The organism is Streptomyces composti (assembly GCF_012034205.1).
Taxonomy (GTDB): domain Bacteria; phylum Actinomycetota; class Actinomycetes; order Streptomycetales; family Streptomycetaceae; genus Streptomyces; species Streptomyces composti.
Genome location: NZ_JAATEM010000046.1, coordinates 1 through 16,625, shown reverse-complemented (window position 1 = coordinate 16,625; position 16,625 = coordinate 1). Strand labels below are relative to the sequence as shown.

Annotated in this window: 16 protein-coding genes; 8 read left to right on the top strand and 8 right to left on the bottom strand. The window is 71.0% G+C overall.

Going from position 1 to position 16,625, the window contains the following annotated elements:
• Positions 1 to 326 precede the first annotated feature (326 nt).
• The 5 genes from HCJ93_RS27800 to cseC all read left to right on the top strand — a co-directional run bounded on the left by HCJ93_RS27800 (position 327) and on the right by cseC (position 4,843).
• Positions 327 to 1,262: an HhH-GPD family protein gene (locus HCJ93_RS27800; RefSeq protein ID WP_167998590.1), complete on the top strand. Its 936-nt coding sequence runs from the start codon at positions 327 to 329 to the stop codon at positions 1,260 to 1,262.
• A gap of 325 nt (positions 1,263 to 1,587) precedes the next feature.
• A complete protein-coding gene (locus HCJ93_RS27795) occupies positions 1,588 to 2,127 on the top strand; it encodes a SigE family RNA polymerase sigma factor (protein ID WP_167998589.1) in 540 nt (179 codons plus the stop codon).
• On the top strand, positions 2,115 to 2,771 hold the full coding sequence (locus HCJ93_RS27790) for a hypothetical protein (RefSeq protein WP_167998588.1): 657 nt from the start codon (positions 2,115 to 2,117) through the stop codon (positions 2,769 to 2,771). The genes HCJ93_RS27795 and HCJ93_RS27790 overlap by 13 nt, the downstream gene beginning before the upstream one ends.
• Positions 2,772 to 2,780: 9 nt before the next feature.
• Positions 2,781 to 3,479 carry a two-component system response regulator CseB gene (cseB, locus tag HCJ93_RS27785; RefSeq protein WP_167998587.1) on the top strand — a complete coding sequence of 233 codons (699 nt, stop codon included), beginning with the start codon at positions 2,781 to 2,783 and terminating at the stop codon, positions 3,477 to 3,479.
• An 8-nt stretch (positions 3,480 to 3,487) separates the two neighbouring features.
• Positions 3,488 to 4,843: a two-component system sensor histidine kinase CseC gene (gene cseC, locus HCJ93_RS27780; RefSeq protein ID WP_167998586.1), complete on the top strand. Its 1,356-nt coding sequence runs from the start codon at positions 3,488 to 3,490 to the stop codon at positions 4,841 to 4,843.
• A 160-nt stretch (positions 4,844 to 5,003) separates the two neighbouring features.
• On the opposite strand, the gene HCJ93_RS27775 is transcribed toward cseC, so the two are convergent.
• Complete coding sequence (locus HCJ93_RS27775; protein ID WP_167998585.1) at positions 5,004 to 6,590, bottom strand: MDR family MFS transporter; 1,587 nt, start codon at positions 6,588 to 6,590, stop codon at positions 5,004 to 5,006.
• Between the two features lie 141 nt (positions 6,591 to 6,731).
• Between HCJ93_RS27775 and HCJ93_RS27770 the strand changes: the two genes are divergently transcribed.
• Positions 6,732 to 7,328, top strand: coding sequence for a TetR/AcrR family transcriptional regulator (locus HCJ93_RS27770; protein ID WP_167998584.1), 597 nt, complete (start codon positions 6,732 to 6,734; stop codon positions 7,326 to 7,328).
• A gap of 47 nt (positions 7,329 to 7,375) precedes the next feature.
• Here the strand turns inward: HCJ93_RS27770 and HCJ93_RS27765 are convergent, their stop codons facing one another.
• Positions 7,376 to 8,086 carry a M23 family metallopeptidase gene (locus HCJ93_RS27765; RefSeq protein WP_167998583.1) on the bottom strand — a complete coding sequence of 237 codons (711 nt, stop codon included), beginning with the start codon at positions 8,084 to 8,086 and terminating at the stop codon, positions 7,376 to 7,378.
• A gap of 436 nt (positions 8,087 to 8,522) precedes the next feature.
• On the opposite strand from HCJ93_RS27765, the gene HCJ93_RS27760 reads away from it, so the two are divergent.
• Positions 8,523 to 9,203, top strand: a complete 681-nt coding sequence (locus HCJ93_RS27760) for an HAD family acid phosphatase (protein WP_167998582.1) — start codon at positions 8,523 to 8,525, stop codon at positions 9,201 to 9,203.
• 175 nt (positions 9,204 to 9,378) lie between these two features.
• On the opposite strand, the gene HCJ93_RS27755 is transcribed toward HCJ93_RS27760, so the two are convergent.
• Entirely contained in the window at positions 9,379 to 11,904 is a 2,526-nt protein-coding gene (locus tag HCJ93_RS27755) for an ATP-dependent Clp protease ATP-binding subunit (protein WP_167998581.1), read from the bottom strand.
• A gap of 430 nt (positions 11,905 to 12,334) precedes the next feature.
• Here HCJ93_RS27755 and HCJ93_RS27745 point away from each other — a divergent pair, with 430 nt between their 5' ends.
• A complete protein-coding gene (locus HCJ93_RS27745; protein ID WP_167998579.1) occupies positions 12,335 to 12,910 on the top strand; it encodes an SCO3374 family protein in 576 nt (191 codons plus the stop codon).
• A 31-nt stretch (positions 12,911 to 12,941) separates the two neighbouring features.
• Here HCJ93_RS27745 and HCJ93_RS27740 read toward each other — a convergent pair whose 3' ends face one another.
• The 5 genes from HCJ93_RS27740 to HCJ93_RS27720 all read right to left on the bottom strand — a co-directional run bounded on the left by HCJ93_RS27740 (position 12,942) and on the right by HCJ93_RS27720 (position 15,991).
• Positions 12,942 to 13,274 carry a histone-like nucleoid-structuring protein Lsr2 gene (locus HCJ93_RS27740; protein ID WP_167998578.1) on the bottom strand — a complete coding sequence of 111 codons (333 nt, stop codon included), beginning with the start codon at positions 13,272 to 13,274 and terminating at the stop codon, positions 12,942 to 12,944.
• A gap of 224 nt (positions 13,275 to 13,498) precedes the next feature.
• Complete coding sequence (locus HCJ93_RS27735) at positions 13,499 to 14,044, bottom strand: amino-acid N-acetyltransferase (protein ID WP_167998577.1); 546 nt, start codon at positions 14,042 to 14,044, stop codon at positions 13,499 to 13,501.
• A 9-nt stretch (positions 14,045 to 14,053) separates the two neighbouring features.
• The gene (locus HCJ93_RS27730) at positions 14,054 to 14,593 is read right to left on the bottom strand and encodes a BlaI/MecI/CopY family transcriptional regulator (protein ID WP_206318051.1); all 540 of its coding nucleotides are present in this window, start codon (positions 14,591 to 14,593) and stop codon (positions 14,054 to 14,056) included.
• A gap of 286 nt (positions 14,594 to 14,879) precedes the next feature.
• Positions 14,880 to 15,074 carry a hypothetical protein gene (locus tag HCJ93_RS27725; RefSeq protein WP_167998575.1) on the bottom strand — a complete coding sequence of 65 codons (195 nt, stop codon included), beginning with the start codon at positions 15,072 to 15,074 and terminating at the stop codon, positions 14,880 to 14,882.
• A 110-nt stretch (positions 15,075 to 15,184) separates the two neighbouring features.
• Positions 15,185 to 15,991 (bottom strand): hypothetical protein, encoded by an 807-nt coding sequence (locus HCJ93_RS27720; protein ID WP_167998607.1) that lies wholly within the window; start codon positions 15,989 to 15,991, stop codon positions 15,185 to 15,187.
• Positions 15,992 to 16,625: the final 634 nt, after the last annotated feature.

Sequence of the window (16,625 nt, the reverse complement as noted above, 5' to 3'; positions counted from 1 at the left end):
GACGACCGCGGGGCGTGACCGAACCGGCGCGCCGCCTACGGTCAGTGACCAGGGACCTCGTGGGCGGCGAGCGCCACCACACCTTCGCGATCGCGTCCCTTGCACCCTTGGCCACGGCCATGGCGTGCCGACGCCCGGAGCAGTGCCGCCCGCCCGGGGGGCGAGGCGGAGGCGCCCGCACGCCGCCGGCACCACGAACGGGCGGCGGCACGGCACTGCCCGCCCATCGTCAGGTGCCGGACACCGCATCTCACCGGAAACCGCACCCATACGCACCGCCGCATGTACCCGACCGGCCCCCTTCGGCATGGCAGGATCGACGGGTCATGACTGCTCCCACGAAGCCCCCGTACGGCGGCACCGCCGATTCCGCGTCCGAGCGCGCTCCTGGCGAGCCGCTGCACTCCCCCGTGATCGAATGGTTCGACAAGCACGCCCGTGACCTGCCCTGGCGGCGCCCGGAGGCCGGCGCGTGGGGGGTGATGGTCAGTGAGTTCATGTTGCAGCAGACCCCGGTGAACCGGGTTCTGCCCGTCTACGAGCAGTGGCTGGCCCGCTGGCCGCGCCCCGCCGACCTCGCGGCGGAGGCGCCCGGCGAGGCGGTGCGCGCCTGGGGCCGGCTCGGCTATCCGCGGCGCGCGCTGCGGCTGCACGGCGCGGCCGTCGCCATAGCGGAACGGCACGGCGGCGACGTGCCGTCCGATCACGCCCAGCTGCTCGCGCTGCCCGGCATCGGCGAGTACACGGCCGCCGCGGTGGCGTCGTTCGCCTACGGGCAGCGGCACCCGGTGCTGGACACCAATGTGCGGCGGGTGTTCGCGCGCGCGGTCACCGGGGTGCAGTACCCGCCGAACGCCACCACCGCCGCCGAACGCCGGCTGGCCCGGGCCCTGCTGCCCGAGGACGAGGCGACCGCCGCGCGGTGGGCCGCCGCCTCCATGGAGCTGGGCGCGCTGGTGTGCACGGCGAAGAACGAGGCCTGCCACCGCTGCCCGATCGCCACGCAGTGCGCCTGGCGGCTCGCGGGCAAGCCGGCGCACGAGGGCCCGCCGCGCCGCGGCCAGACCTACGCCGGGACGGACCGCCAGGTGCGGGGCCGGCTGCTGGCGGTGCTGCGCGAGGCGCACGGCCCGGTGCCGCAGTCGGCGCTGGACCGGGTGTGGCACGAGCCGGTGCAGCGGGCCCGGGCCCTGGACGGTCTGGTGGCGGACGGGCTGGTGGAGCCGCTGCCGGGCGGCCTGTACCGGCTGCCCGTCGCCTGACACGACGGCCGCACCGGGCGGTGCACTGTCGGCTCGGGTGCCGGTGGTGCACTGTCACCTCGGGTGTCACTCCCGGCGCGGAACCAATGACCCGAATCACCCATAACAGCACCAATCGCAGCGCTGATTTGCCCGCTTCCTCCCCCCGTTACACAACCGACGGGTAGCCGAGGGCTCCCCGCAGGCTGTCCCGCACAGGCCCGTGACAACCCCTCCGTAGCTTCATTGGCGCGCCCCGCCGAGGGGCGCGCAGACCACGGAACACAGGCAGTGCACCGGTCCGTACGGGGTGGGCCGGACAACGGGGAGCAGGAGGCGGTTCACGATGGCGCAGGGCGAGGTGCTCGAGTTCGAGGAGTACGTCCGCACGCGGCAGGACGCGCTGCTGCGCAGCGCCCGCCGCCTGGTCCCGGACCCGGTGGACGCCCAGGATCTGCTGCAGACGGCGCTGGCCCGCACCTACGGCCGCTGGGAGACCATAGAGGACAAGCGCCTGGCCGACGCCTACCTGCGCCGCGTCATGATCAACACGCGCACCGAGTGGTGGCGGGCCCGCAAGCTGGAGGAGGTGCCGACCGAGCAGCTGCCGGACGCCAGCGTGGACGACGCCACCGAGCAGCACGCCGACCGCGCCCTGCTCATGGACGTGCTGAAGGTGCTCGCCCCGAAGCAGCGCAGTGTCGTGGTGCTGCGACACTGGGAGCAGATGTCCACGGAGGAGACGGCCGCCGCACTCGGCATGTCGGCCGGAACGGTCAAGAGCACGCTGCACCGGGCGCTCGCCCGGCTCCGCGAGGAGCTGGAGGCGCGCGAGTCGGACGCACGCGCGCTGGAGCGTGAGGAGCGGGAGCGTTGCGCGGCCTGACCGGCGCGGGGTCCACAAGGGCCCGGAGAACCGCACAGGCGGCGGGGACGGCGACGGCCGTGCTCGCCGCCCTCGGGCTTTTCGTCGCGGGCTGCGGCACCGGCGGCACCGGCACCCGGGACGAGGGCCCGGCGCGTGCCGAGGCGGACGCGGTGCCGAGCGCCTCGTCGGCGGCCGACTCCGCCGACGGCACCCCCGACCGGGTGGACCCGGTCCGGCTGATCAGGAACGACCCGGCGGTCTCGGCGGAGGTCAAGCGGCACCTCAAGCCGTGCGTCGGCGACGAGTACCCGGTCGACGTCTCCTACGGCAATCTGACCGGCGGCTCCGCCGACGACGTCGTGATCAACGTACTGACCTGCGGCGACGCCGTGGGCGTCGGCTCGTACGCGTATCGCCACGAGGACGGCGGGTACCGCAACGCGTTCACCGCCGAGGAGCCGCCCGTGTACGCGGAGATCGACCGGGGGGACCTGGTGGTGACCAAGCAGGTCTACGACCCGGGCGACCCGGTGTCGAGCCCGTCCGGGGAGGACGTGATCACCTACCGCTGGACCTCGGGACGCTTCACCGAGAAGTACCGCACGCACAACGACTACGGCAAGGTGGCCGGCCAGGAGCCGACCCCGGTGCCCGAAGGCTGAGACTGACCCATGGCAGACCAGACGCATGTGCTGTTCGTCGAGGACGACGATGTCATCCGCGAGGCGACCCAGCTCGCCCTGGAGCGGGACGGCTTCGCCGTCACCGCGATGCCCGACGGGCTGTCGGGGCTGGAGGCGTTCCGGGCGAAGCAGCCGGACATCGCGCTGCTCGACGTGATGGTCCCCGGTCTGGACGGCGTGAGCCTGTGCCGGCGCATCCGCGACGAGTCGATGGTCCCGGTGATCATGCTGTCGGCCCGTGCCGACTCCATCGACGTCGTCCTCGGTCTGGAGGCGGGCGCCGACGACTATGTGACCAAGCCGTTCGACGGTGCCGTGCTCGTGGCCCGGATCCGGGCGGTGCTGCGCCGCTTCGAGCGGGCCGGCGGCGGCCGGGACGCACAGGGGGGCACGGACGACGGCGGGGTGCTGGCCTTCGGGGAGCTCGAGATCGACACCGAGGGCATGGAGGTGCGCCGGGCCGGGGAGCCGGTGGCGCTGACCCCGACCGAGATGCGGCTGCTGCTGGAGTTCTCCTCCGCGCCGGGCACCGTGCTCTCCCGCGACAAGCTGCTGGAGCGGGTGTGGGAGTACGGCTGGGGCGGCGACACCCGGGTGGTCGATGTGCATGTGCAACGGCTGCGGACGAAGATCGGCCAGGACCGCATCGAGACGGTCCGGGGCTTCGGCTACAAGCTGAAGGCCTGAGCGGACGGATGCGGGGGCGACGTCGGGGGCGGCTGAGCCGCCTGGTGGCCGCGGCCGTGGAGCGACTGGGTCTGGGAGCCGGGCTGCGCTGGAAGCTGAGCGCGGCCATCGCGCTGGTCGGCACCCTGGTGGCGGTCGTGCTCAGCCTGGTCGTGCACAACGCGGCCCGGGTCTCGATGCTGGACAACGCCCGGGATCTGGCCGACGAGCGGATCATGGTCGCGCAGCGCAACTACGAGCTGTCCGGGCGGTTGAACTTCCCCAACACCAAGATCAACGACCCGGAGCTGCCGGACGAGCTGCGACAGAAGGTGGAGGCGGGGCGCCGGGCCACCTATGTGGCCGACCGGCCGGGCGGCACACCGGACATCTGGGCGGCCGTGCCGCTGAAGAACGGCCAGGTGATGTCGCTGCACTCGGGCTTCACCGACCGCAGCTCCGACATCCTCAAGGACCTCGACCAGGCCCTGCTGATCGGCTCCATCGCGGTGGTCCTCGGCGGCAGCGCGCTCGGGGTGCTGATCGGCGGGCATCTCTCGCGCCGGCTGCGCAAGGCGGCGGCCGCGGCGGGCCGGGTCGCCAAGGGCGAGACGGATGTGCGGGTGCGCGAGGCCATCGGCGGGGTGGTGCGCGACGAGACCGACGACCTGGCCAGCGCGGTGGACGCCATGGCGGAGGCCCTGCAGCAGCGGCTGGAGGCCGAGCGCCGGGTGACCGCCGACATCGCGCACGAGCTGCGCACCCCGGTGACCGGGCTGCTCACGGCCGCCGAACTGCTGCCGCCGGGCCGGCCGACCGAGCTGGTGCTGGACCGGGCCAAGGCGATGCGCACCCTGGTCGAGGACGTGCTGGAGGTGGCCCGGCTGGACGGCGCCTCGGAGCGGGCGGAGCTGCAGGACATCCTGCTCGGTGAGTTCGTCACCCGGCGGGTGGCGGCGCGCGAGCCCGGTGTCACCGTGCACGTGGTGCACGAGTCGGAGGTCACCACCGACCCGCGCCGCCTGGAGCGCGTGCTGTTCAATCTGCTCGCCAACGCCGCCCGGCACGGCAGACCGCCCGTCGAGGTCACCGTCGAGGGCCGGGTGATCCGGGTCCGCGACCACGGCCCCGGCTTCCCCGAGGACCTGCTTGCCGAGGGCCCGAGCCGCTTCCGCACCGGCAGCAAGGACCGGGCGGGCCGGGGCCACGGCCTGGGCCTGACCATCGCCGCCGGGCAGGCCCGGGTGCTGGGCGCCCGGCTGACCTTCCGCAATGTGCGCCCCGCCGGGGCGCCGGAGGGCGTGCCGGCCGAGGGTGCGGTCGCCGTGCTGTGGCTGCCGGAGCACGCGCCCACGGACACGGGCAGCCACCCGATGCTGATGTGAGCCCGCCCGCGGGTACGAGGCCGTTGCCGTCACGGAAGACCGCCTCGATGCCGTAGGGGCGCTCCCGCGGCTCCTGGTCCCGGCGGCGGGGCCTCCGCACGCGAAGAGCCCCCCGGCGGGCAGGGCCGGGGGGCTCTTCGCGCGGGAGAAGGACGGGCGGTCAGACGGCCTCGCCGACCGAGGCCGGCGCGGGCGCGTCCTCGGGCCGGGCGTCCTCCGGGCCCGATCCCTTGAGCGGGACCTCCTTGACGAACACGGCCGCCACCAGCGAGATCACCGCGACGACGGAGCCGAGCAGGAACGCCCCGTGGGTGCCGGAGGACACGGCGTGCTGGTAGGCCTCGCGGGCCGCCTCCGGCAGCTTGGCCAGGCTCGCCGCATCCAGCTGGGCGGAGTGCTCGGTGATCCGGGAGCCCAGCGCCCCGGCCCGGTCGCCCATGGCGTCCTGGACCCGGCTGTTGAACAGCGCGCCCATCACCGCGACACCGAAGGAGGAGCCGAGGGTGCGGAAGAGGGTCGCGGACGAGGAGGCCACGCCCATGTCCTTCATCTCCACGCTGTTCTGCGCGATCAGCATGGTGATCTGCATCAGGCAGCCCATGCCGAAGCCGACAACGGCCATGAAGATCCCGGAGGTGAGCCGGGAGGTGCCGGTGTCCATGGTGGACAGCAGGTAGAGGCCGACGACCACCAGGGTGCTGCCGGCCACCGGGAAGACCTTGTAGCGGCCGGTGGCGGTGGTCACCCGGCCCGCGACCATCGAGGTGACCAGCATCGCGCCGAGCATCGGCAGGAGCAGCAGGCCGGAGTTGGTGGCGGAGGCGCCCTGCACGGCCTGCTGGTAGAGCGGCAGGAACAGGGTCGCGCCGAACATCACGAAGCCGGTGACGAAGCCGATGACCGACATCAGCGTGTAGTTGCGGCTGCGGAAGATGTGCAGCGGCAGCACCGGTTCGGGGGCCCGGGCCTGCCAGAACACGAAGCCGGCCAGCGCCGCCACGCCGATGGCGCACAGCTCCATGATCCGCGCAGAGGTCCAGGCGTACTCGGTGCCGCCCCAGGTGGTGACCAGGACGATCGCGGTGATGCCGACGGTCAGCAGGACGACGCCGAGGTAGTCGATGCCGGCCTCGGACCGCTTCTTCGGCAGGTGCAGCACGGTGGCGACGGCGGCCAGCGCGATCGCGCCCAGCGGCAGGTTGATGTAGAAGGCCCAGCGCCAGCCCCAGTTGTCGGTGATGGTGCCGCCGACCAGCGGGCCGCCGATCATGGCCAGCGCCATCACGGCCGCCATCATGCCCTGGTACTTGCCGCGCTCACGGGGCGGGATCAGGTCGCCGATGATGGCCATGACGCCCACCATCAGACCGCCGGCGCCCAGCCCCTGGACCGCACGGAACCCGATCAGCTCGCCCATGTTCTGGGCCATGCCGCTGAGCGCCGAGCCGATCAGGAAGATCACGATGGAGGCGAGGAACGAGCCCTTGCGCCCGTACATGTCGCCGACCTTGCCCCAGACCGGGGTGGAGGCCGCGGTGGCGAGGGTGTAGGCGGTGACCACCCAGGAGAGGTGCGCGAGGCCGCCCAGCTCGCCGACGATCGTCGGCATGGCAGTGCCGATGATCATGTTGTCCAGCATTGCGAGCATCATCGCGATCATCAACGCGAGCAGGACCACCCGCACGCTCCGCGGCTGTTTGCCGCCCTCCTGCTGCTCGGCGATGCCCGCCGCCGACGCGTCTGCCATCGTCTACCCGCTCCCCCACGTCGTACCTGCGCCGAGCGGCCCTACTTACTTGCCGCCCGGCTAGTTCACTACACTGGAAGCTAAGCCCCGAACTAGCCGGGCGTCAAGTAAGTTTCCGGGAAGCGCAGGTCACGTAGGAAGATGGGCGGCACCATGGACGGCACCAAGCAGCGGCGCCGCGGGGACACCCGCCAGCGCATCCAGGACGTGGCGCTCGAACTCTTCGCCGAGCAGGGCTACGAGAAGACCTCCCTGCGCGAGATCGCCGAGCGCCTCGGGGTCACCAAGGCCGCCCTCTACTACCACTTCAAGACCAAGGAAGAGATCCTCGTCAGCATCTTCGAGGACCTCACCCGGCCCGTGGAGGAGCTGGCCGAGTGGGCGGGGCAGCAGCCGCGCACCCTGGAGACCAAGCACGAGATCCTGCGCCGCTACAGCGAGGCGCTGCGGGCCGCCGCGCCCCTGTTCCGCTTCATGCAGGAGAACCAGGCCACCGTCCGCGAGCTGAGCATCGGCGACATGTTCAAGAGCCGGCTGCTGGGCCTGCGGGACATTCTCATCGACCCGGAGGCCGAGCTGGTCGACCAGGTGCGCAGTCTCAGCGCGCTGTTCACCCTGCACGCCGGGATGCACGTCCTGCAGGACGTCGAAGGCGACCCCGAGGACAAGCACAAGGCCGTCCTCGAGGTCGCCACCGATCTGATCACCCAGGCGCACCGGGGTGCGCGGGACTCCTAGCGGGATGCCCTCCGGGCGCGGAGACGCTCCCCGGCTGACCGTCCCGGTCAGACGCCCTTGGCGCGCAGGAACTTCATCGGGTCGATCGCGGAGCCGTAGTTCGGGGTCTTACGGATCTCGAAGTGCAGGTGCGGACCGCTGGAGTTGCCGGTGTTGCCGGACAGCGCGATCTTCTGGCCGGTCTTGACGACCTGGCCGACCTTCACCTTCACCGACGACAGGTGGGCGTACTGGGAGTACGTGCCGTTGCCGTGCTTGATGACGATGGCGTTGCCGTACGCGGGACCGTCACCGGCGCCGTTGGGGCCGGCCTTGACGACGGTGCCGCCGTGGGTGGCGTTCACCGGGGTGCCGGTCGGGACGGCGTAGTCCTGACCGCTGTGCTTGCTGGCCCACATGCCGCCGTTCTGGGCGAAGCTCGCGGACAGCTTGTAGTTCTTCACCGGGCTGACCCAGGAAGCTGCCTTCTTCTTGGCGGCGGCCTCGGCCGCCTTCTTGGCCTGGGCGGCCTTCGCGGCCGCGGCCTTCTCGGCAGCGGCAGCCTTCTCGGCCTTCACCGCCTGGGCCTGCGCGGCCTTGGCCTGAGCGGCCGCCTGCGCCTGGACGGCGGTGGCGGCACCGGAAGCGGCCGTGGTGTCGGCGGCTGCCGCGATCCCGGCTCCCATCGCGACCGAGCCCGCCAGGCCGGCGGCCAGCACGGCCGCACGCGTGCGGTTCAGGGACGGACGGAAGGAACGGGACGTGACGCGCTCGAACATCGAAACCTCATGGGGAAGGGGACAGAGGAAAACCACCCGACGCACAGGACCGCGTCGCGGTGGCTGTTCCTTGGTAGCCCTTTCGCCCACAACACCGCAAAGGTGTGATCTACGACGGAAGTTCGTAGTTCTGGGGTGAGATGCACGTCTCTTGACACAGCCCTCTTACGGGGCGAAACCCCCATTTCAGGCTGATCGATCAGAGCTTTGCCTTGAATGTCCGATTCTGATTCGACAGCTGTACCACTATTCCGGCTAGTACCGGACATATCACCTGTGGAGCATGTCACCGGAGGGCTTCTTTTGCGCTCCCAGAAATGTGGCGCAGGCCTCTAGGCAGCTACCGCCGGGTAACTCTACGGTTCACCTCGCGTCACCCTCGCACACGAACATGCACACGACATGTTGGTAGCGCACGGACGTGAGAGGACCCCCCATGAAGAGCCGACACACCTGGCTGAACCGCGTATCGGTCACCGCCGTCTCCGCGACCGCCTTCCTGGCCCTGGCCGCCCCCGCCGAGGCCCTCCCCGCCTCCGCCGCACCGGTCTCCGCCGCCTCCGCACAGCTCTCCCAGGCCCCGGCCGCCGCCGCTCCCGCCGCCGCGTCGTCCACCGCGGCGGCCGTCGACTACGAGACCTGGCAGCGGGACTGCCAGGCGGTGATGGACAAGGCCCTGCCCTACCTCAAGGAGCGCATCGCCCAGGGCAAGCCCGGCGAGAAGCAGGCAATCGTCCTCGACATCGACAACACGGCCCTGGAGACCGACTTCGGCTTCAGCTTCCCGCAGCCGGCCAACAAGCCGGTCCTGAAGGTCGCCCAGTACGCCGAGGAGCGCGGCGTCGACCTGTTCTTCGTCACGGCCCGCCCGGACATCATCTACGTCCCCACCGCGTGGAACCTCGACCACGTCGGCTACGAGTCCTCCGGCCTGTATGTGCGCGGCTTCCTCGACCTGTTCAAGGACGTCGCCGAGTACAAGACGGCCCAGCGCATCGACATCGAGCGCAAGGGCTACACGATCATCGCCAACATCGGCAACAGCGCCACCGACCTGTCGGGCGGCCACGCGGAGAAGACCTTCAAGCTGCCGGACTACGACGGGCAGCTCTCCTGACGCCCTCGGCGCCCTCAGGGCCTCCCTGACACCCCGGGGAGGCCCTCCGCCTCCCCTCCGGGCCGTGCTGACCGCCCTCGGGGCCCAGGGAGGCGCACGGCACACGAAAGGGGCTGCCCCCGGACCGGGAAGGTCCGGGGGCAGCCCCTTTGCCGCTCTCAGGCCGGCTGGAGCGTCACACGTCCTTGCTCAGGTTCGGACCCGTGCCGCCGGCGGCCTGCTCGATCGGCGGGACGTCGGGCAGGGCCGACTTCTCCTCGCCGCGGAAGGTGAACTTCTGGTTCTCACCCTCGCCCTCGGTGTCGACGACCACGATGTGACCGGGACGCAGCTCGCCGAAGAGGATCTTCTCCGACAGCGAGTCCTCGATCTCGCGCTGGATCGTGCGGCGCAGCGGCCGGGCGCCCAGCACCGGGTCGTAGCCCTTCTTGGCCAGCAGCTCCTTGGCGGACTGGGAGAGCTCGATGCCCATGTCCCGGTCCTTCAGGCGCTCGTCCACCTTGCTGATCATCAGGTCGACGATCCGCAGGATGTCGTCCTGGGTCAGCTGCGGGAAGACCACCACGTCGTCGACACGGTTGAGGAACTCGGGACGGAAGTGCTGCTTGAGCTCGTCCGAGACCTTGTTCTTCATCCGCTCGTAGTTGGTCTTCGTGTCGCCCGCGGCGGCGAAGCCCAGGTTGAAGCCCTTGGAGATGTCCCGGGTGCCGAGGTTGGTCGTCATGATGATGACCGTGTTCTTGAAGTCCACGACCCGGCCCTGGGAGTCGGTCAGGCGACCGTCCTCCAGGATCTGCAGCAGCGAGTTGAAGATGTCCGGGTGGGCCTTCTCGACCTCGTCGAACAGGACCACGGAGAACGGCTTGCGGCGGACCTTCTCGGTCAGCTGACCGCCCTCTTCGTAGCCCACGTAGCCGGGGGGCGAACCGAAGAGCCGCGAGACCGTGTGCTTCTCGCTGAACTCCGACATGTCGAGGGAGATCAGCGCGTCCTCGTCGCCGAAGAGGAACTCCGCGAGCGCCTTGGACAGCTCGGTCTTACCGACACCGGACGGACCGGCGAAGATGAACGAGCCACCGGGGCGCTTCGGGTCCTTCAGACCCGCACGGGTGCGGCGGATCGCCTTGGACAGCGCCTTGACGGCGTCGTCCTGGCCGATGACCCGCTTGTGCAGCTCGTCCTCCATACGGAGCAGACGGCTGGACTCCTCCTCGGTGAGCTTGAAGACCGGGATGCCGGTGGCGGTCGCCAGGACCTCGGCGATCAGCTCGCCGTCGACCTCCGCGACGACGTCCATGTCGCCGGCCTTCCACTCCTTCTCCCGCTTCGCCTTGGCGGCCAGGAGCTGCTTCTCCTTGTCGCGCAGGGAGGCGGCCTTCTCGAAGTCCTGCGAGTCGATCGCGGACTCCTTGTCCCGGCGGACCGCGGCGATCTTCTCGTCGAACTCGCGCAGGTCCGGCGGAGCGGTCATCCGGCGGATGCGCATCCGGGAGCCGGCCTCGTCGATCAGGTCGATCGCCTTGTCCGGCAGGAAGCGGTCCGAGATGTACCGGTCGGCCAGGGTGGCGGCCTGGACCAGCGCCTCGTCGGTGATGGAGACGCGGTGGTGCGCCTCGTACCGGTCGCGCAGACCCTTGAGGATCTCGATGGTGTGCGGCAGGGACGGCTCGGCGACCTGGATCGGCTGGAAGCGGCGCTCCAGGGCCGCGTCCTTCTCCAGGTGCTTGCGGTACTCGTCCAGCGTGGTGGCGCCGATGGTCTGCAGCTCACCACGGGCCAGCATCGGCTTGAGGATGCTCGCCGCGTCGATGGCGCCCTCGGCGGCACCCGCACCGACCAGCGTGTGCAGCTCGTCGATGAACAGGATGATGTCGCCGCGGGTGCGGATCTCCTTGAGCACCTTCTTCAGGCGCTCCTCGAAGTCACCGCGGTAGCGGGAACCGGCGACCAGGGCACCCAGGTCGAGGGTGTAGAGGTGCTTGTCCTTCAGGGTCTCGGGCACCTCGCCCTTGACGATGGCCTGGGCGAGGCCCTCCACGACGGCGGTCTTGCCGACGCCGGGCTCACCGATCAGCACCGGGTTGTTCTTGGTACGGCGGGACAGCACCTGCATGACCCGCTCGATCTCCTTCTCGCGCCCGATCACCGGGTCGAGCTTGGACTCACGAGCGGCCTGGGTGAGGTTCCGGCCGAACTGGTCGAGGACCAGGGACGTGGAGGGCGTGCCCTCCGCAGGACCGCCGGCGGTGGCGGTCTCCTTGCCCTGGTAACCGGAGAGCAGCTGGATCACCTGCTGCCGCACGCGGTTCAGATCAGCGCCCAGCTTGACCAGGACCTGGGCGGCGACGCCCTCGCCCTCACGGATCAGGCCGAGCAGGATGTGCTCCGTGCCGATGTAGTTGTGGCCCAGCTGGAGCGCCTCGCGGAGCGACAGCTCCAGCACCTTCTTGGCACGGGGGGTGAAGGGGATGTGACCGGACGGCGCCTGCTGGCCCTGGCCGATGATCTCCTCCACCTGCTGGCGGACCGCCTCGAGCGAAATCCCGAGGCTCTCAAGGGCCTTGGCGGCGACACCCTCACCCTCGTGGATCAGGCCCAGGAGGATGTGCTCGGTGCCGATGTAGTTGTGGTTGAGCATCCGGGCTTCTTCCTGAGCCAGGACGACAACCCGCCGCGCGCGGTCGGTGAACCTCTCGAACATCGTTAATCGCTCCTCAGAGCGGTCAGGCAGTGGGGGGAACTTCCCCTCCCTGTCCTTCCGCAGCTTAGTCCCGCAAGCGGGGACCGCTCATTCCAACTGCCGACACCGTCGATGGCCTCCTGACCCCGAACGCCGACATCTGCTCCAACCCGATGGTGCGAGACGATGTTCCCGCAGGCCAGGCAGTTACCCCCTTCGCCAGTACGCCCATGGCGAACGTGAGACGTCCTGCCCCGCTTGTCGCCCCCTCCCACTAGGGATGTCTTACCCGCAGCTACAGAGAGTCCATGCCGAGTGCACGGGTTCCCTCCGCTACGGGCGAACAACCTTGCGCCGTTTACCGCCCCCGCGCACCTCCTCGTTCGACACTCTCCGCATGCATGTATGAACCCAGCGTAACCCAGGCGCGCTTGCGGCAGTTGCACTTGGCATGGCCCTCACCGTCCCGCCGCCCCGCCGGCCCCTCGAGCCGGTCCGGCACTGGTACGAGAACGTACTGGGATGGCCCACGGTGCCCGGCGATCCGGTGCGCCTGGTGGTGGGGGTGCGTTTCGACGTCCTCGATGTGCCGGCCGAGGCGGGGTACGCGGCGCTGTGCCGTCTGGCCCCGGCGGGGTGCGCCTTCCCGGTGGCCGTGCAGGGCGACCGGATGCGGCTGCTGGTGGCCGCGGGCGGCGTGGAGGAGCTGCCCGGGCTGCTGGAGTGGCTGGAGTGGGGAGACGTCCGCCTCGACCTGGTGGGGATGGGCACGGGGTGCCTGATGGAGGCACCGGCGCCCCCGCCCGCGCCGGCTCGCGGTCGTGCCCCATCGCGAGGGGCCGCCGTATGGCTGCGGCCCCCCGAGCCGGGGTGCGAGGGCATGGCCTCGCTGCCGACGCTGTCGGCGATGGGGGGCCGCGCGGGCGCCCTCGATCTCACACGCGTGGTGAGCGCGGTGGCCACGCAGTGCCACCGGGTCCGGCTGCGGCGCGGGTGCGCCCAGCCTGCGGTCGTACCGGCCCTGTGACGGGCCGCTCCGGGGCCGGCCGTGCCGGCCCTCAGCCGTTGGCCTTCTCGTAGGCCTCGCGAATGGACGCGGGGACGCGACCGCGGTCGTTCACCTCGTAGCCGTTCTCCTTCGCCCAGGCGCGGATGGCCGCGGTGTCCTGGCTGCCGGACGACGAGGAACGCGACTTCCGTCCGCCAGAGGCGCGGCCTCCGGTACGACGACCGTTCTTCACGTAAGGCTCGAGAAGGCTGCGGAGCTTGTCCGCATTAGCGGTGGTGAGATCGATCTCGTACGTCTTGCCGTCCAGCGCGAACGTCACGGTCTCGTCCGCCTCGCCGCCGTCGAGGTCGTCGACAAGAAGGACCTGAACCTTCTGTGCCACCGGATTTCCTTTCATCGATATCTACGGGACCAGGGAGTGCCGGCGTCCGCCGTATCGCCGGCCCCTGTTATATGCAGTACTGCAGTACGTCGGAAAGCAAACCGCTTTTGCCGTAAAAACACAAACCCCCGGCAGAGTCCGGTCCGCCGGGCCCGGCCCGGAAACATGCGCGTTTCGGACATAGGGCACCGCACCAAGGGGGCAGGGGGCGGATTCCGTGACGATCACAGATGCAGAAGCATCCGGCTGTTGCCCAGGGTGTTCGGTTTCACTCGTTCGAGACCGAGGAACTCCGCGACGCCCTCGTCATAGGAACGCAGCAGCTCGGCGTAGACCTCGGGGTCGACGGGCGTCTCGCCGATCTCCACGAAGCCGTGCTTGCTGAAGAACTCCACTTCGAAGGTGAGACAGAATACGCGGCGAACACCGAGCCAGCGGGCGGTCTGCAGCAACTTCTCCAGCAGGCGGTGCCCGACGCCGGCGCCCTTCAGGCCGGGCTGCACCGCCAGGGTGCGGACTTCCGCGAGGTCTTCCCACATCACGTGCAGAGCGCCGCACCCGACGACCTCGGCGTTGTCGTCCCGCTCCGCGACCCAGAACTCCTGGATGTCCTCGTAAAGCGTGACCGTCGCTTTGTCGAGGAGGATGCCGTTGCGGACGTAGATGTCGAGGAGCCGGCGCACCGCCGGGACATCGCTGGTACGGGCGCGCCGGACGGTGAGGGCATTTGCGGTGACTTCGGGGGTGTCTGCTGAGCTGTCTGCTGACATGAGCGGACGCTATCGCCCGGGGCGGTCCTGTGCGGAGCCGGGGTTCTCGGTGGTCTCGTTCTCTGCGGCGCGGTTCTCGGCGTTCGGCATCTCGGACGCCGCGTTCTCGGGTCCTGTGTTCGCTGTGTTCTCCGGCCCGGTCTTCTCGGCCGCCGCGTTCTCGGTGCCCTGCCCGCCGGCCCCGGGGTTCTCCGGGCGGGGGTTCTCGGGGCCTTCCGTTGTTTCCGGAAGCTGGGCGATGCGTATGGCATCTGTCAGGGCCTTGCGCTGTTCGTCGCTCATCATGCCGAAGAAGGCGACGAGGGCCGCGGCGGGGTTGTCGCTCTGCGACCAGGCGTCGTTCATCAGTGCGGCCGCGTAGGCGGCGCGAGTGGAGACCGCCTCATATCGATAGGCCCGGCCTTCCGCCTCGCGGCGCACCCAGCCCTTCTGATGAAGATTGTCCAAAACGGTCATCACCGTGGTGTAGGCGATGGAGCGTTCCTTCTGGAGATCTTCCAGGACTTCTCGAACGGTCACCGGGCGGTTCCACTTCCACACCCGCGTCATGACCGCGTCTTCGAGTTCTCCCAATGGGCGAGGCACACCTCGAACAATAGTGGGAGATCCCCGCGGTGGCGTGCGCAACGTGGACAAAAGGGGCGTACGGGTGGGCGCGGAGGGGTGTGACCACGCGGCGCGGTGCGCGTCCGCGGTCCGGTCCGTGCGGGCCGCACGCCCCGTGGGCACGGGTGCGTGCCGGTGCCGGCGGGCGCCGGCAGCCGGCGCGGGTGCGCGCCCGTGGGACGCCGGCGGGGCCGACAGGGCGGCCGGGTGCGTGACGGGTGCGGGGCCGTCAGGTGGTGCTCTGGGTGCCCTCGGCGGTGGTGCCGGGCTGCTTGGCGGCCTCCGCGTGGGCGAGGGCCGCGTCGACGGCGGCGTCCTCCTTGGCCTTGTTGGCGCCACCCTGGGTCTTGATGATCACTCGGATCACGCCGATGAAGAGTGCGGCCATGACGGCCGGGGGCAACAGGGCGGAGACGTAGTCCATGGGTCCAGGGTAACCAGCGGGAGGCCGCGATCTTTCGAGGGCCGGGGCTGCGGCGCGGCGGGGCCTCGGGGAGTGTGGTCAGTGGCAGCAGCGGCAGCGGGTGGCCGGGGTCAGCCGGCGGCCAGCCGCTGGTCCGGGGGCGGGGGCGGCGGGGTGGGCTTGCGCCGGGGGAAGACCTCGCCGGGGGTGGGGATCGGGCGGTTGCGCCGAGGGGCGGAGCCGGGGCCCTGCGGGGCGGCGGGGGTGGCCGGCTTCGGCTGGGTCTTGGGCCGCTGGGGCTGGGACGGGGTGGGCTTGCGGGTGGGCTGCTCGGGCTTCTCGTCTCCCTGCGCGGTGGCCGGGACGGTGTCCGCGGCGGGGTGCGAAGCGGACTGGCCGCCGGGGAGGGCGAGGAGGTGGGGGACGGTGGTGCGGGATCGTGTACCGGTGCCGGTGCCGGTGCGCGTGCGTCGGCGGGATGCGGGGATCGCCGGAGCTGCCGGGGTCGTCTCGGGCGTCGTCGCCGGTGCGGTCTGCTCCGCGGGGGTGGCGGGGGCTGGAACGGACCGGGAGGCGAGGCGGGAGCGGACGTCCTGCTCGGCGAGGCACTCGCAGCGGTGCAGGAGGGCGGCCGCGGTGGGGTTGCCGCGCAGGGCGCGGAGGGCGGCCAGGTCGTCGGGGACGGGGCGGTATCCGGCGCCCAGCGCCTCCTCCAGGAGCGTGAGGTAGCCGGCCGCGGTGCCGGGGAGGGCGGCGCGGTAGCGGCCGAGGTCGGCCACGAGGAAGGCACGCAGCCGGGCACTCTCCCGCGTGGCCTCGTCGAGCGAGTCGGCGAGGCGGAGGCAGTCCTGGACGTCCTCGGCCGAGGCGGAGGTGGGGTGAAGGGCGAGGGCGAGGGCGCGGCGGAGCACACGCAGCTCCTCCACGCCGAACGCCATGCCGCCGCGGGATCCGTATGGCGTGGGCATGCGGCGACGATACGCGCTAATCAGACAAACACGGTGATAGGCGCCACGCGTGGCGCCCGCTGCCACCCGCCTGGCCGGTGCAGCCCGGGGAGGGTCGCGTTCGGTTGTGCCTGCGGGTGGGTGGGAGTGCGGCTTTCGGCTGTGGCGGCCTGCGGGTGGGGTGCGGGTTCGGCTGTGCCTGCGGGTGGGTGGGGGGCGCGTTCGGCTGTGCGTGAGGCCCACGGCCCGGTGGGGGTGCGTGTTCTCCGGGGCCTGCGGGTGCCCCGTGGCGGTGCGCGTTTCGTTCTCGCCTGCGGGCGCGTGGGTGGCTGAGGTGGCCATGCCTGCGGCGCAGCTGCGGCTCCGGTGGGGGTGCGCGTAGCGCCTACGGGGAGTGGGTGAGTCGGGGCCGGGGTGGTGGTGTCCGTCCTCGGTCTGGCGCGGAATCGGTTTCCTGTCGAGTACGGGCGCGGACGCGCCAGCCGCTGCGGGCGGACACCACCACCCCGACCCCTCCCCGCCGCGCGCGACTGCGGCACGCCCAAGACCGGTGGCCCGCCGAGCAACCTGCACGACCGCGGGCCGTCGCACCGACCGCGCAGCAGTCCGGTGGCCCGCCAAGCAA